Below are 15,414 nucleotides of genomic sequence, written 5' to 3'. Positions count from 1 at the left end.
CGCGCGTTGCGGCGAGTCGATACGGGCAGCCCGTTCCGGCGGCCGCCCGTCGTTCGTGAGGTAGTCCGATAACAAGGAGATGGAGACATGAAATCCGTGACGCGTCGTACCGTATTGAGTTCGCTTGCCGGCGCCGCTGCGCTGGCGATCCTGACGCTGGGCGCACCGCTCGCGCATGGGAGCAAGGACAAGCCCGAGATCGGCTTCTGCATCGACGATCTACGCGTCGAGCGCTGGTCGCGCGACCGCGACTATTTCGTCGCGGCCGCGACGAAGCTCGGCGCGAAGGTGTCGGTGCAGTCGGCCGACGCCAGCGAGGAGCGGCAGATTTCCCAGATCGAGAACCTGATCTCGCGCGGCGTCGACGTGATCGTGATCGTGCCGTTCAATTCGAAGACGCTCGGCAACGTCGTCGCCGAGGCGAAGAAGGCCGGCATCAAGGTCGTGTCGTACGACCGCCTGATCCTCGACGCGGACGTCGACGCGTACATCTCGTTCGACAACGAGAAGGTCGGCGAACTGCAGGCGCAGGGCGTGTTCGACGCGAAGCCGAAGGGCAACTACTTCCTGCTCGGCGGCGCGCCGACCGACAACAACGCGAAGATGCTGCGCGCAGGTCAGTTGAAGGTGCTGAAGCCGGCGATCGACCGCGGCGACGTCAAGGTCGTCGGCCAGCAATGGGTGCCCGAGTGGAGCGCGTCGACCGCGCTGCGGATCGTCGAGGACGCGCTGACCGCGAACAACAACAAGATCGACGCGATCGTCGCGTCGAACGACGGCACCGCGGGCGGCGCGATCCAGGCGCTCGCCGCGCAGCATCTGGCCGGCAAGGTGCCGGTGTCCGGGCAGGATGCGGACCTCGCCGCGGTCAAGCGCGTGATCGCCGGCACGCAGACGATGACCGTCTACAAGCCGCTGAAGCTGATCGCGAGCGAAGCCGCGAAGCTTGCCGTCGATCTCGCGAAGGGCACGAAGCCCGCGTTCAACGCGCAGTACGACAACGGCAAGAAGAAGGTCGATACGGTGCTGCTGCAGCCGACGCTGCTGACCAAGCGCAACGTCGACGTCGTCGTGAAGGACGGCTTCTACACCCAGGCCCAGCTGGCGAGCCAGTAACGGCGCGGCGGGCAGGCTGCACGCGGCCGGGCCCTGCGCGCGGCCGCGTGCACATCGCGAGGCAATGAACGTATGACCGAACCCTTGCTGACGATGCGCGGCATCGTCAAGGCATTCGACGGCGTGAAGGCGCTCGACGGGATCGACCTGACCGTGCGCCCCGGCGAATGCGTCGGGCTGTGCGGCGAGAACGGCGCCGGCAAGTCGACGCTGATGAAGGTGCTGTCGGGCGTCTACCCGCACGGCACGTGGGATGGCGAAATCCGCTGGGAGGGTGCGCCGCTCGTCGCGTCCGGCGTGCGCGACACCGAGCGCGCGGGCATCGTGATCATCCACCAGGAGCTGATGCTCGTGCCCGAGCTGTCGGTGGCCGAGAACATCTTCCTCGGCAACGAGATCACGCTGCCGGGCGGACGCATGCACTACGCGGAGATGGTGCGGCGCTCCGAAGCGCTGCTGCGCGAGCTGCGCATCGACGCGATCAACGTCGCGCAGCCGGTGATGAACTACGGCGGTGGGCACCAGCAGCTGATCGAAATCGCGAAGGCATTGAACAAGCGCGCGAAGCTGCTGATCCTCGACGAGCCGTCGTCGTCGCTGAGTGCCGCCGAGACGCGCATCCTGCTCGATATCGTGCGCGACCTGAAGCGGCGCGGCGTCGCATGCGTGTACATCTCGCACAAGCTCGACGAAGTCGATGCCGTATGCGACACCGTGACCGTGATCCGCGACGGCCGTCATGTCGCGACCGAGCCGATGCGCACGCTGACCACCGACCGGATCATCGCGATGATGGTCGGGCGCGAGATCCGCAACCTGTATCCGCGCGAGCCGCACGAGATCGGCGACGTCGTGCTGGAGGCGCGCAACGTGACCTGTCACGACGTGGCGAACCCGCGACGCAAGCGTGTCGACGATGTGTCGTTCAGCGTGCGGCGCGGCGAGATTCTCGGCATCGCCGGGCTCGTCGGCGCGGGCCGCACCGAGCTGATGCAGGCGATCTTCGGCGCGTATCCCGGCGCGAGCACGGCGAGCGTGCGGATCAACGGCCGGCCGCTCGCAATCCGTTCGCCGGCCGATGCGATCCGCGCCGGGATCGCGATGGTGCCCGAGGATCGCAAGCGCCACGGGATCGTGCCGCAGCTCGGCGTCGGCCACAACATCACGCTGTCGGTGCTGCGCCGCTTCGCGGCGCGCGGGCGGATCGACGCGGCCGCCGAACTCGACGCGATCCGCACCGAGATGCAGCGGCTGTCGGTGCGTGCCGCGCATCCGTTCCTGCCGATCGCGAGCCTGTCCGGCGGCAACCAGCAGAAGGCGGTGCTCGCCAGGATGCTGCTGGCCGACCCGCAGGTGCTGATCCTCGACGAGCCGACCCGCGGCGTCGACGTCGGCGCGAAAGCGGAAATCTACCGGCTGATCTTCGCGCTCGCGAAGCGCGGCGTCGCGCTGATCGTCGTGTCGTCGGAACTGCCGGAAGTGCTCGGGCTGGCCGATCGCGTGCTCGTGATCGGCGAAGGCGAGCTGCGCGGCGATTTCGTCAACGACGGTCTTACGCAGGAACAGATCCTCGGCGCCGCGCTGAAACCCGCGCGGCGTCCGGCCGAACCCATTGCAGCGAGTGCGCCATGAATACCGAATTGTCTTCCTCCGCCGCCGTGCCGCAGGACGCCGACGCGCGTCGCACGCACGGCCATCCGCTGCGCCAGGTCTTCGTGCGCTACAAAGTGCTCGCGCTGCTGTTCGCGGTCGCGGCGATCTGGGTGTTTTTCTCGGTGCTGACCGACGGCGCGTTCGTCACGCCGCGCAACGTGTCGAACCTGCTGCGGCAGATGTCGATCACCGGGATGCTCGCATGCGGGATGGTGTTCGTGATCATCGCCGGTGAAATCGACCTGTCGGTCGGCTCGCTGCTCGGGCTGCTCGGCGGCGTCGCAGCGATCCTCGACGTCAATCGGCACTGGCCGGTCGCCGCGACGGTGCCGGTGGTACTCGCGCTCGGTGTGCTGGTCGGGCTGTTCAACGGCTGGTGGTCGACCTACCGGCGCGTGCCGTCGTTCATCGTCGGGCTGGGCGGGATGCTCGCGTTCCGCGGCATCCTGCTCGGCGTGACGGGCGGCTCGACGATCGCGCCGGTGTCCGACGGCTTCGTGTTCATCGGGCAGGGCTATCTGCCGCGCGTCGTCGGCGACGGCCTCGCGCTGCTGCTGTTCGCGCTCGTCGCGCTGCTGGTCGTCAGGCAGCGCGGCACGCGGCACCGTTATCGGCTCGCGGTCGCGCCGCTGTGGCAGGACGTCGCGAAGATCGCCGGCGCGGGCGCGGTGCTGTTCGCGTTCGTCGCGACGCTCGACCGCTACGGCGGCATCCCCGTGCCGGTGCTGCTGCTACTCGCGTTGCTCGGCGCGTTCTCGTGGATCGCGACGCAGACCGTGTTCGGCCGGCGCATCTATGCAGTGGGTTCGAACCTGGAGGCGACGCGGCTGTCGGGCGTCGACACCGACCGCGTGAAGCTCGCGATCTTCGCGCTGATGGGGCTGATGTGCGCGTTCGCGGGCATCGTGAACACCGCGCGGCTCGCAGCCGGCTCGCCGTCGGCCGGCACGATGGGCGAGCTCGACGCGATCGCCGCATGCTTCATCGGCGGCACGTCGATGCGCGGCGGGTCGGGCACGGTCTATGGCGCGCTGATCGGCGCGCTCGTGATGGCGAGCCTCGACAACGGGATGTCGATGCTCGACGTCGACGCGTACTGGCAGATGATCGTAAAGGGCGCGGTGCTGGTGCTGGCCGTGTGGATCGACGTGGTGTCGCGGTCGAACCGGCGATGAGGCGCCGCGCGGATGCGATCGCCGCTTGCCGGGGAGGCGGACGGCTCATGCCGTTCTACCCGGCATCCGCCTTGATGAAATCGACGAACGCGCGCAGCGGAGCCGGCACGAACCGCCGCCCCGGGTAGTACAGATACGGGCCCGGGAACGGCCGCCACCAGCCGTCGAGCACGGGCTCGAGCGCGCCGCTCGCCAGATGCGGCCGAAGCCAGTCTTCGTAAAGGTGCACGATGCCGAGCCCCGCGCAGGCGGCATCGACGACGAGATCGACGGCACCGCCGATCTGCACGACGAGCGGGCCCGATGGCTCCACGCGCACCACTTCTCCGTCGCGCTCGTATTCCCACGCCGGCATCGCGCCGCTCGCGAAGCGGCCGCGCAGGCACGCGTGATCGAGCAGGTCGCGCGGATGGGTAGGGCGGCCGCGCCGGTCGAGATAGGCGGGTGCGGCGGCGGTGGCGAAGCGTTGCGAGCGCGGGCCGATGGGCACGGCGATCATGTCCTGTTCGAGGCGCTCGTCGTAACGGATGCCCGCGTCGCAGCCGGCTGCGAGGATATCGACGAAGCTTTCATCGGCCACGACTTCGAGCCGTATCTCCGGATATGCGTCGAGAAAGCGCGGGACGATGGACGGCAGCACGAGCCGCGCCGCGCTCATCGGCACATTGAGCTTCAGCGTGCCGACCGGCCGCTCGCGGAACGTGTTCACCACGTCGAGCGCCGCCTCCACCTCGCTCAGGGCCGGCGTGAGCCGTGCGAGCAGACGCTCGCCGGCTTCGGTGGGCGACACGCTGCGCGTCGTGCGGTGCAGCAGCCGCACGCCGAGTTGCGCTTCCAGCCGGCGCACCGCTTCGCTCAGACCGGATGCACTCGCCCCGACCATGCGCGCGCCTTCGCGAAAGCCCTTCGCCCGTGCCACCGCCACGAACGCGTTCAGATCGCCCAGATCGACTTGCATTGTTCGCCTTTTCGTACAGGTTGTGCGGATTATGACCGGTTATCGCGCAGCGCAACGCGGCGTAACCTGCGATTCACGCATTCGCTACAGGAGCACGACCATGTCCCCCATCGTTCAATCCGGCACGTATTCCGTCGCGGGCCGCAGCATTCATCGCATCGGCTATGGCGCGATGCAGCTGGCCGGCCCCGGCGTGTTCGGTCCGCCCAAGGACCGCCATGCGGCGCTCGCCGTTCTCCGTGAAGCGGTCGCATCGGGCGTCGACCACATCGACACGAGCGACTTTTACGGCCCGCATGTGACCAATCAGTTGATTCGCGAAGCGTTGCATCCGTATCGCGACGAGCTGCTGATCGTGACCAAGGTCGGCGCGACGCGCGGCGACGACGGTTCCTGGCTGCCGGCATTCTCCGCCGAAGCGCTGACGGCCGCCGTGCACGACAACCTGCGCAACCTGGGTCTCGACGTGCTCGACGTCGTCAATCTGCGGATCATGTTCGACACGCACGGCCCGGCCGAAGGCTCGATCGAGGCGCCGCTGTCCGCGCTGGCCGAACTGCAGCGGCAGGGCCTCGTACGGCACATCGGGCTGAGCAACGTGACGGCCGCGCAGATCGCCGAAGGGCGCCGGATCTGCGAAATCGTCTGCGTGCAGAATCATTACAACCTCGCGCACCGCGACGACGATGACCTGATCGATGCGCTCGCGCGCGACGGCATCGCATACGTACCGTACTTTCCGCTCGGCGGCTTCAATCCGCTGCAGTCGTCCACGCTCGACGCGGTCGCCGCGCGGCTCGGTGCGACGCCGATGCAGACCGCGCTCGCTTGGCTGCTGCAGCGCGCGCCGAACATCCTGCTGATTCCGGGGACGTCGTCCGTCGCGCATCTGCGCGAGAATCTCGCCGCGGGCGCGTTGGGGTTGCCCGAGGATGCCGTGCGTGAACTCGACGGTGTCGCGTCGGTGCGCGCGTGAGCGACGTGCCGGGGCCTGACATCGCCCCATGGGCGCTGTAGCGCTTCCACGCGATTGTCGAGCGCGCGCGTTGCCGCGTTTCCCGATCACCTCGAGGATGCCTTTCCGTCCGGCACGATGGAGAAATTGGCCGCCTGGATCGACACGCAGCAGTGAAGCGGCGTCGCTCGCGGCGTCTGGCCTGTCCTGGATACCGCGCTACGACCGGTCGCGATTGCGCGCGCGCGTCGCGCCCGTGATCACCGCGATGCCGAACAGAATGACGGCGACGATCTCGATGATGTGCTGCGACACGTGCAGCGTCATCAATCCCCATGCCACGCCGCCGATGAAAATGATCCATCCGACCAGGTAGATAAGCAGGGTCATCGTTCCTCTCCTTGCGGTTCGGGTTCATCGTGCAGACTGCTGTCGCGCGGCATGCCGTTTTATCCGGCTTCCGTATCGCTTCCGTATCGTGCGGCAGCAGGCCGAGAAAGCGCGCGATGTGCTCGGGGTCGAAACGCAGCGACGGCGGAAACTGCCAAAGGATCCGCCCGAGCTTGTCCTTCAGGGCGAGCAATCCTTGCGCAAAGCAGTTCGCGCAGGCGAGCGTCGCGGTTTCTTTCATCGCGAAAGCGCTGCATGTGGGTCAGGTAGCGTGGGCCTTTCACGCTGAACGTAAAACCGGGCGGCGTTTCGTCGTACCCGTGTCGCCAGCCGCCGTAGCGCCAGTCTGAAATGCCGATGCGGACTTCACCTGATTTTCTCGTCACGTCGATACCCGAATGCCCGTCGGTCCACACGTATTCGGTGTGGCGAGCAATGCATGTGCCACCGCGCGGCACGAACCTTGCCGTACCTGCGTATCAAGTATCCAGTGACACATCGGACACGCTGAGATTCATCAGCGTGTCCGGTACGACATGCGGGTCACGCGCAGTCCGCGCGACCCGTAACACACGAACACGAGATCACGACGCCGACAACCTGACCGACACGCCCGTCGCCGTATAAACCGGCGTCGCCTTGAACCCGTCGACCATGACCGTCGAGAACTTCGCCGCGGCCGCCGCGCCGTCGATCAGCGCGATGGTGTCGCCGGCCTTCGGCGCGTAGCCGTTCACGAACTTCACGTGCAGCGTGCCGCCCGCGACGGTGAGCGGACCACCCACGCGCAGGCGTCCGCCGCCATTGCCGTCGATGTCGAGTTCGAGCGTCGCGTTGTCGAGCTGCGTATAGCGTGTCGCGATCGTGACGGGCGCGCCGGCGGCAATCCGGACGCTACCGCCCGACCCGACATACACGTCGCCGTTGCCGAACGCCATTGCCGACGCAGCCGCGAGCGTGCCGCCGCTCACCTGCGTGCCGCCCGTATAGCGGTTGTTGCCCGCGAGCGCGAGCGTACCGGTGCCTTGCAGCGTCAGCTTGCCCGCACCGGCGATATCGTTGCGCCACTGGTCGGCCGCATTGAGCCCGCCCTGGGACGCATCCATCGACACGATCACGTTGCCGTTGAACGCGCCATAGCCGTCGGCCGCCGCAAACAGGTTCAGGCGGCCCCAGCCTTCCGCATCGTCCATCACCGGGTAGCCCGACGAAATTTCGGTGGTCTTCAGCACGACGCGGCGCTGATCGGCGCTCAGGTACGGGAAGCGCGTCTGCAGCAGGATCTCCGCGCCCTTCGGCACGACGGGCGGTGCGTCGGTCGACTCGATCGCGCCGAAGCCGAACGTCATGCGGCGCGCGAAGGCCGTCCTGTTGGTCGCGTAATCGGCGAACCGGTCGGTGGCCGCCGTGCCCGAATGCGCGAAGGCGGCGAACGTCGTGGCGGTCGTCCCCGTGAGTTGCTGCAGCGCCTGGTGGGCCTGGCCGTACGCGGCTTGCGCATCGCTCGCGTACGCAGTCAGGTTCGCCGCGCTGACGGCCAGCGCGAGCATGCGCCCGCCGATCACGTCGAGCGGCGAATGCATGCCGGCGAGGATCCGGTTCTCGCCGAGTTCGAGACCGCGGCTGACCATTTCCTGGAACCGCTCCGGCACGAGCCACGCCATCGTCATCGCATCGCGCATCGCTTCGGCTTCGTGGCCGCTGATGAAGCCGCCGTCGGTCGCGGGCGTCGTGCTTTCCGCGGGAACGAGCGTCGGCGCGACGACGACGCTCGCGCTCCAGCGGTACGGCCGCGCGTACTTGTAGAAACGCTTCGACGGTTCGGTCGACGCGTTGTTGCCCATTTCGTTGAGCAGGTCGACGACCTTGCCGAAGCTCGTGTTCGTGCTGCTGCCGACGCCGGTGTTGTTGCCGGAATCGTTGTAGAGCACCGTCGTCGCGTCGGCGGGCACGTTGGTGATGCTGGTCGTCTGCTGCGCGGCCGTGCGCCACGCGCTGGTGAGCGGGCCCATGCCGTCGGTCACGCTGTAGCCCTTGCCGCGCCGGTCGTCGAAGTAGGCGGCGTCGGCCTGCTGCTGCGTGCGCGCGGTCGTTGCGTTGACCACGTACTGCACGTTGGCCGCGAGCACCGTGCCGTTCACGATCGTGCCGCACGGCGTGCCGCTGGTGGGCAGCCCCGAGCACGTCGACGGCGAGATCGCCGGAAACGCGCCGAACGCCTGCGCGCTCACGCCTGCATCGACCAGCATCGTCGACGGCTGCCACAGGTCGAGGAAACGGCTCACGACGCGCACGGCGGCGTTGGTCGACAGCGTGGCATAGCGCGCGTCGCCGCGCTGGTTGGTCGCGATGTTGTCGACGAAGGCCGGCACGCTCGGCACGGGCGCGCTGTCGACGAAGCCCGGGTCGGCCGGCGGGGCCGGCACGGCCGCGCTGGTCGTGGTGGTCGGCGTGACATCGTCGCCGCCGCCGCACGCGGCGAGGACAATCGCACTCGAAAGCGCTGCGACGTGCAGCGGGAAACGGCTTCGTGACGCGAACATGCAAGACTCCATCCTGAGTATCGAAGATGGCGGATTGTCGTGGGCGATCGTGACGCAGCCGTTACGGATTTGTTTCGGAGCGCTGTCGATGCGCCCGAATGCTCACTATCTGGTGAATTCGTGATGCTGAACGTAGCGGTCGGGCCGATCCGGCCGTCGGCGAGATCCGGCGGCGGGCGGCTACGCGCCGCTCGCGCGTGCGTCCGGCCGCGCGTGAGCGTTCAAGAAATGATCGGAGCGGGAACGGTCACGCCGGTTCGGCGCATGATTGCGCGCCGGTGCGGCACACGCGGTTTCTGCCGCTGTGCTTGGCCGCATAGAGGGCGAGGTCGGCCTGATGCGTCAGCACATGCACGGACGCCGGCCGTGCGCGATGGCCGGTCGCGCAGCCGATGCTGACCGTAAACGCGGGCACCGTCTCGGCGAACCCGTCGAGCCGGTTGCGTTCCACCGCGCGGCGAATCGCTTCGGCGACTTTCGCGGCGCCGCTTTCGTCGGTATCGGGCAACACCGCGACGAATTCCTCGCCGCCGTAACGTGCGGCGAGATCGCCGCGCCGGCGCGTATGCGCGCGGATGCATTCGGCGAGAAACCGCAGTGCGGTGTCGCCTTGCGCGTGGCCGTACCGGTCGTTGTACTGCTTGAAGTGATCGGCGTCGATGAACAGCACCGACAGGCTGCCGTCGTTGCCGCGCTGCAGCCGCTCCCACTCGTCGACGAGCGCGGCATCGAGCGCGCGTCGATTGTGCAGGCCCGTCAGCGGGTCGGTGCGCGTCATGTCGGTGAGCAGCGTCTGTTTGCGCAGGTTGCCCCGCAGCGCGAATGCGAGCAGCCATACCACCGCGCAGAACAGCGCGCCGATGACGGACGCCGACACGCCGACCGTCCACGTCAGGTGCGTGATGCCGGCCAGCACGTCATGCTCGGCCGGCGCGACCACGGCGATCAGCGGCGTGCCGGGTACCCGCTGGTACGTATACAGCCGCAACGTTCCATCGATGCTCGAGCGCGCGCCATAGAAGCCCGATTCGCGGCTCACCATCCGCTCGAACGACTTCGAGCGGCGCAGGCGAACCATCTGGTGATCGCTCAATGGCGGATTGCGCGCGAGGATCGTGCCGTCCGCGCGCAGGATCGCGCTGACGCCATGCGGCCCGACATTCAGGCGGGAAAGAAGCCGATCGAAGTAGGCGAGGTCGATGGCGACCACCGCGATGCCATTGAACGTGTGATCAGGCCGTTCGATGCGTCGCGACAGTGCGATCGATTCCGTGCCGCCGCGCGAACGCGCACGGTACGCCTCGGATACGTAGAGGCCGACGTTGTCGGCATCGCGATGGACCTTGAAGTAATCGCGATCGCTGAAGTCCCAGTTGTGGGTCGGGCCGCAACAACCGTCGATCAGCCGGCCGGAGCGGTCCGTCACGCCCATGCCGGTCACGTATTGCGCGGCCGTGCGCTCGAACAGGACGTCGTGACGCAGCCCGGCGTCCATGCGCGAGACGGCGGGGTTGCGGATATCGGCGGCGAGTGAGACCAGCGCGCTATTGGACGTTTCGACGGTGCGCGCGATCTCGCTGACGAGGACGGCAGCGACGTTGCGGGACGTCTCGTGCGCATGCTCGACGACTTCGCTTCGCGCGGCCCACAGCGTTGCCGCGCTGATGCCGAGCGCCGCGACCGACATCAGCGTGCCCAGCGCGCCGACGATCAGATGGTGGCGCCCGGCCCAGTCGGCAATTTTCTCGATCGAAGGGGATGCAGGCATTGCTCGCGCTCGTACGGAAAGGCGGCTGCGACCGCAGCGGCGCTGGTCAAATCCGGGTTAACGGCAGGGTTGCCCGAAAATCGAGGCCGGCATGCGAAACAATGACTGCACGGATACCGCAAACGTGTGCGAGCGGGGCGCGCCGGCAACGACGCGCCCCGCAACGACTGCGTAACAGCGGTGGATGAGGGCGGCGGCGAAGCGTCAGTCGAGCCCGCCCTGGCACAGGTACTTGATCGACAGGTAATCGTCGAGGCCGTAGCGCGACCCCTCTCGGCCGTAGCCCGATTCCTTCACGCCGCCGAACGGCGCGGCTTCGCTCGCGAGCGCGCCCTCGTTGATGCCGACGATGCCCGTTTCGAGCCGTGCGGACACACGCGCGATGCGGCGTACGTCCTGCGTGTAGAAATACGCGGCGAGCCCGAACGGCGTGTCGTTCGCGGCGTCGATGGCTTCGTCTTCCGAATCGAACGAAAACAGCGCGGCGACCGGGCCGAAGGTTTCCTCGCAGGTCAGCTGCATGTCGGCGGTGGCGTCGGCGAGCACCGTCGGCGCGTAATAGTTCGGTCCGAGTTCGGGCAGGCGCTTGCCGCCCGTGAGTACGCGTGCGCCGCGCTCGACCGCGTCGCCGACATGACGCGCGATCTTGTCGACCGCGCGCGCGTTGATCATCGGGCCGATCTGCGCGGCCGGGTCGGTTGCCGGCGCGACCTTCAGCGCGGCGACACGCGCGGCGAGCTTCGCGGCGAACGCTTCGTAGACGCCGGCCTGCACGTACACGCGGTTCGGCGACACGCAGGTCTGGCCGCCGTTGCGGAACTTGGCGGCCATCAGCCCGTCGACCGCGGCGTCGAGCTCGGCATCGTCGAACACGATGAACGGCGCATTGCCGCCGAGCTCCAGCGACAGCTTCTTCAGCGTCGCGGCCGATTCGCGCGCGAGCAGCTTGCCGACGGGCGTCGATCCGGTGAACGTGATCTTGCGCACGCGGCCGTCGGCGAGCCAGTCGGCCGCCGCGTCGATGCCGCGTTCGCGCGACGCGGTGATCAGGTTCAGCACGCCGGGCGGCACGCCGGCTTCCTGCGCGAGGAAGGCGAGCGCGAGCGCGGTGAGCGGCGTGTCCTCCGCCGGCTTCGCGACGACCGTGCAGCCGGCCGCGAGCGCGGGTGCGATCTTGCGCGCGATCATCGCGAGCGGGAAATTCCACGGCGTGATCGCGGCGACGATGCCGATCGGTTCCTTCACGGCGCTCAGCCGCTTGCCGCGCTGCTGCTGCGGAATCAGGTCGCCGTAGGTGCGCGTCGCTTCCTCGGCGAACCACAGCACGTACGACGCGCCGTATGCGACTTCGCCGCGCGCTTCGGCGAGCGGCTTGCCCTGTTCGCGCGACATCAGCTTCGCGAGATCGTCGGTGTGCGCGACGATCGCCGCGTGCCACGCACGCAGGATCGCGGCGCGTTCGCGAGCGGGCGTTGCACGCCATGCGGGCAGCGCGCGCGCCGCTGCGTCGGTCGCGGCGCGCGCGTCGGCGGCGCCGCTATCGGGTGCGTGGGCAACGGTCTCGAGCGTCGCCGGATCGATGACGTCGAAGCGACGGCCGTCGAGCGCGTCGCGCCAGGTGCCGTCGATGAGGTTGGCGGTGCGCACGAGTTCGGTTCGGGACAGCGTAAGCGGCATGACAGGTCCTTGGGTGATGCGGTCCGGCGACGGCGGCGCGGGCGCGCGACTACCCCGCGCGGACAGCGTGCTGCCGCGTTCCCGGGTGTCGCGCGCTGTCCGTCAGTGACGTTCGCCGAACAGCGATTCGAGCGGGTAGTGCCGTTTGACGAACGGCGACTTGATGATCACGTAACTGAAATACTTCTCGATGCCGATGTTCTGCTCGAGCAGCCCTTCGACGATCGTCTGGTAATGGCTCACGCTGCGCGTGATGAACTTCAGCAGATAGTCGTAGCCGCCGCTCGCGAGGTGGCATTCGACGATCTCGTCGACATTGCGGATCGCCGCGACGAAACGGTCGAAGTCCTCGCGGCGGTGGTCGGCCAGCGTGACCTCGGTAAACACGACCTGCACGTCGCCGAGTTTTTCGAGCTGGATATGCGCGCCGTAGCCGCCGATGTAGCCGGCCTTCTCGAGCCGCTTCACGCGGATCAGGCAGGGGCTGGGTGACAGCCCGACCGCATCGGCCAGCTCGACGTTGGTCATGCGGCCGCGTTTCTGCAACTGGGAGAGGATGCGCAGGTCGATGCGATCCAGCTTGCTGTCCGTCATGTTCACGTGAAAGGGAAAAAATGGAATGTCCGGTTACTTTAGAGTCGAACGATTGCCGCCACAAGCCCGGCTTTCCCTTGACCCGTCATGCCGGCTGCGCGTGCGCGGCGTCGAGCGCGCGCTGAACGCCCGCGTCGGCCAGCACGTCGTCGAGCGTCTTGCGCACGCGTTCGAACATCAGGTCGAACTCGCCCGCGGTGAAGCTCAGCGCCGGCGCAAAGCCGAGCACGCCGTCGCCGAATGCGCGGAACACCACGCCGTTCGCGTACGCGGCCGCCGCGATCTTGTCGGGCACGTTCAGCGCCGGGTCGAAGCGCGTCTTGTGCGCCTTGTCGGCCACCAGCTCGAGCGCGCCGAGCAGGCCGATCGAGCGCGAATCGCCGACGAGCGGATGCGCGCGCAGCGCATCGAGCCCGGCCGCGAAGCGCGGCGCCAGCGCCTGGCCGTTCGCGAGCAGCCCGCCTTCGTGATAGAGCTTCAGCACCTCGAGGCCGATCGCCGCGCTCACCGGATGCGCGGAATACGTATAGCCGTGGCCGACCGCGGCCGACTCGGTGCGGCTGCCCGCGATCCCTTCGTAGACTTCGTCGGACATCAGCACCGCGCCCATCGGCGCATAGCCGGCGGTCAGTCCCTTCGCGACGGTCATCAGGTCCGGATCGACCTGCTCGGTCTCGCACGCGAACAGCGGGCCGGTGCGGCCGAAGCCGGTGATCACCTCGTCGGCGACGAACAGGATGCCGAGGCGCCGGCATGCGTCGCGCATCGCCTTCAGCCAGCCGACCGGCGGCACGATCACGCCGCCCGAGCCTTGCACGGGCTCGCAGAAGAACGCCGCGACGTTGTCCGCGCCGAGCTCGGCGACCTTCGCCTCGAGCGCGGCGACCGACGCGGCGATCAGCGCCTGCGGATCGTCGCCGAGCGGATGGCGATACGGGTAGGGCGACGGAATATGGTGCTGGTCCGCGCGCGGCAGGTCGAAATGGCGGTGGAACGCGGGCAGCGCGGTGAGGCCGGCGCCGATCGACGACGAGCCGTGATAGCCGCGCTCGAGCGCGATCATCTGCTTTTTCGACGGGCGGCCGGTCGCGTTGAAATAGTGCGTGATGAAGCGCACCGCGGAGTCGACGGCGTCCGAGCCGCCGAGCGTGAAGTACACGTGGTTCAGCGACGGCGGCGCGAGCGTCGCGAGCCGTTCGGCAAGCTCGATCGCGGGCTGCGAGCCGAAATGGAAATAGCCGGTGGCGTAGGGCAGTTTCGCCATCTGCTCGGCGGCGGCCTTCACGATGCTGTCGCGGCCGTAGCCGACGTTGACGCACCACAGGCCCGAGAACGCATCGAGCAGCGTATGGCCGTCGCCGTCGCGCAGGAACACGCCGTCGGCGGATTCGAGCACGGTGACGCCGCGCGCCTCGTGCACGCGGTAATTGACGACGGGGTGGATCAGGTGTTGACGATCGGCTTCGATCAGCGCGGCTTGGTTCATGGTAGTGCGGGACTCTCTGTCGGGTGTCAGCGGTAAGTTCATGCTAACGGGCGAGAAATCCGCGTGCGCCTTCAATTTGCCGCCTGAAACGTACGGCCGCGGCGTTTGCACGGGGCGCTGCGGCATTTTCTGCTGCGCGCCCCGCGGGGCCGGGCGAGCGCGTCAGTAGCCGCGCGCGCGATCGACGACGCCGATCATCGGCTGCCCCGCGCGATGGCGCGCGAGGTTCTCGAGCACGGCGTCGACCGCGGTGTCGGGCCGCGTCGCGCTCGCAATGTGCGGCGTGATGCGAATGCGCGGATGCGTCCAGAACGGGTGGCCGGCCGGCAACGGTTCGGGGTCCGTCACGTCGAGGATCGCGCTGTCGAGCTGGCCGCGCTCGAGCGCGGCGAGCAGCGCGAGCGCATCGAGCTGCGGGCCGCGCCCGACCTGCACGAGCGATGCGCCGGCCGGCAGCGCGTCGAACACGCGCGCGCCGAGCAGCCCGCGTGTACTGTCGGTGAGCGGCAGCAGGCAGATCAGGATGTCGGTGCGGGCCAGGAACGCATCGAGCGCCGCGTCGCCCGCGTAGCAGTCGACGCCGTCGAGCGTGCGCGGCGTGCGGCTCCAGCCGGCGCACGGGAAGCCGAAGCGCCGCAGCGTGTCGAGCACGGCCTGGCCGAGCGTGCCGAGTCCGAGCACGCCGACGCGCCGCGACGCGGCCGCGCGCACCGGCTTCTCGTGCCACACCTGGGTGCGCTGTTGCGCCGCATAGTCGAACAGGTCGCGGTGGATCGTCAGCACGGCCTGCGTCACATATTCGACCATGCCTTCGACGATGCCGGGCTCGATCATCCGCACGACCGGAATGTGCGCGGGCACGCGCGACAGGTCGAACTGATCGATGCCGGCGCCCACCGAAAACACGATCTCGAGGTTCGGCAGCAGCGTGGCCGGGTCGTCCGGCGGTTGCCACGCGGCGAGGTAGCGCACCGCGTGCGGATCGCCGATGTCCGGCCAGATCCGGAACGCGAGGTCGGGCGCCTGTTGCGCGAAGCGCTGCGCCCATTGCGCACCGCGCACCGGGTCGGCCTTGTACAGGAAGCTCATCGTGCGTGCC

At 68.3% G+C, this 15,414-nt stretch carries 12 protein-coding genes and 1 pseudogene; 4 read left to right on the top strand and 9 right to left on the bottom strand.

Annotated elements, in window-relative coordinates; translation table 11 throughout:
• The first annotated feature begins 87 nt into the window (after window positions 1-87).
• From xylF to DIE15_RS29980, 3 genes are all read left to right on the top strand, one after another.
• The gene (gene xylF / locus DIE15_RS29990; RefSeq protein ID WP_124835044.1) at window positions 88-1,116 is read left to right on the top strand and encodes a D-xylose ABC transporter substrate-binding protein; all 1,029 of its coding nucleotides are present in this window, start codon (window positions 88-90) and stop codon (window positions 1,114-1,116) included.
• Between the two features lie 72 nt (window positions 1,117-1,188).
• A complete protein-coding gene (gene xylG / locus DIE15_RS29985) occupies window positions 1,189-2,748 on the top strand; it encodes a D-xylose ABC transporter ATP-binding protein (protein ID WP_057927368.1) in 1,560 nt (519 codons plus the stop codon).
• Complete coding sequence (locus DIE15_RS29980; RefSeq protein ID WP_124835043.1) at window positions 2,745-3,944, top strand: sugar ABC transporter permease; 1,200 nt, start codon at window positions 2,745-2,747, stop codon at window positions 3,942-3,944. Before xylG ends, DIE15_RS29980 begins: the two co-directional genes overlap by 4 nt.
• Before the next feature lie 55 nt (window positions 3,945-3,999).
• On the opposite strand, the gene DIE15_RS29975 is transcribed toward DIE15_RS29980, so the two are convergent.
• Window positions 4,000-4,902: a LysR family transcriptional regulator gene (locus DIE15_RS29975; RefSeq protein ID WP_124835042.1), complete on the bottom strand. Its 903-nt coding sequence runs from the start codon at window positions 4,900-4,902 to the stop codon at window positions 4,000-4,002.
• Window positions 4,903-5,002: 100 nt separating this feature from the next.
• On the opposite strand from DIE15_RS29975, the gene DIE15_RS29970 reads away from it, so the two are divergent.
• On the top strand, window positions 5,003-5,878 hold the full coding sequence (locus DIE15_RS29970; protein ID WP_057927365.1) for an aldo/keto reductase family oxidoreductase: 876 nt from the start codon (window positions 5,003-5,005) through the stop codon (window positions 5,876-5,878).
• A gap of 198 nt (window positions 5,879-6,076) precedes the next feature.
• Here DIE15_RS29970 and DIE15_RS37215 read toward each other — a convergent pair whose 3' ends face one another.
• From DIE15_RS37215 to DIE15_RS29930, 8 genes and pseudogenes are all read right to left on the bottom strand, one after another.
• Complete coding sequence (locus tag DIE15_RS37215) at window positions 6,077-6,247, bottom strand: hypothetical protein (RefSeq protein WP_006397039.1); 171 nt, start codon at window positions 6,245-6,247, stop codon at window positions 6,077-6,079.
• A gap of 76 nt (window positions 6,248-6,323) precedes the next feature.
• Window positions 6,324-6,633: pseudogene (locus tag DIE15_RS29960) on the bottom strand (DUF72 domain-containing protein); the annotation flags it as partial.
• A gap of 198 nt (window positions 6,634-6,831) precedes the next feature.
• Window positions 6,832-8,790 carry a phosphatase PAP2 family protein gene (locus tag DIE15_RS29955; protein ID WP_124835041.1) on the bottom strand — a complete coding sequence of 653 codons (1,959 nt, stop codon included), beginning with the start codon at window positions 8,788-8,790 and terminating at the stop codon, window positions 6,832-6,834.
• 247 nt (window positions 8,791-9,037) lie between these two features.
• Complete coding sequence (locus tag DIE15_RS29950; RefSeq protein ID WP_124835040.1) at window positions 9,038-10,558, bottom strand: GGDEF domain-containing protein; 1,521 nt, start codon at window positions 10,556-10,558, stop codon at window positions 9,038-9,040.
• Between the two features lie 204 nt (window positions 10,559-10,762).
• Entirely contained in the window at window positions 10,763-12,235 is a 1,473-nt protein-coding gene (locus DIE15_RS29945) for an NAD-dependent succinate-semialdehyde dehydrogenase (RefSeq protein WP_057927362.1), read from the bottom strand.
• 102 nt (window positions 12,236-12,337) lie between these two features.
• Window positions 12,338-12,829 carry an Lrp/AsnC family transcriptional regulator gene (locus DIE15_RS29940; protein ID WP_006749694.1) on the bottom strand — a complete coding sequence of 164 codons (492 nt, stop codon included), beginning with the start codon at window positions 12,827-12,829 and terminating at the stop codon, window positions 12,338-12,340.
• Window positions 12,830-12,914: 85 nt separating this feature from the next.
• Window positions 12,915-14,315, bottom strand: a complete 1,401-nt coding sequence (locus tag DIE15_RS29935; protein WP_124835039.1) for an aspartate aminotransferase family protein — start codon at window positions 14,313-14,315, stop codon at window positions 12,915-12,917.
• Window positions 14,316-14,477: 162 nt separating this feature from the next.
• A complete protein-coding gene (locus tag DIE15_RS29930; protein ID WP_057927360.1) occupies window positions 14,478-15,404 on the bottom strand; it encodes a glyoxylate/hydroxypyruvate reductase A in 927 nt (308 codons plus the stop codon).
• Between the last annotated feature and the right edge of the window lie 10 nt (window positions 15,405-15,414).

The organism is Burkholderia sp. Bp9031 (assembly GCF_003857965.1).
Taxonomy (GTDB): domain Bacteria; phylum Pseudomonadota; class Gammaproteobacteria; order Burkholderiales; family Burkholderiaceae; genus Burkholderia; species Burkholderia ambifaria_A.
This window is presented reverse-complemented; position numbering and strand designations above follow the sequence as displayed.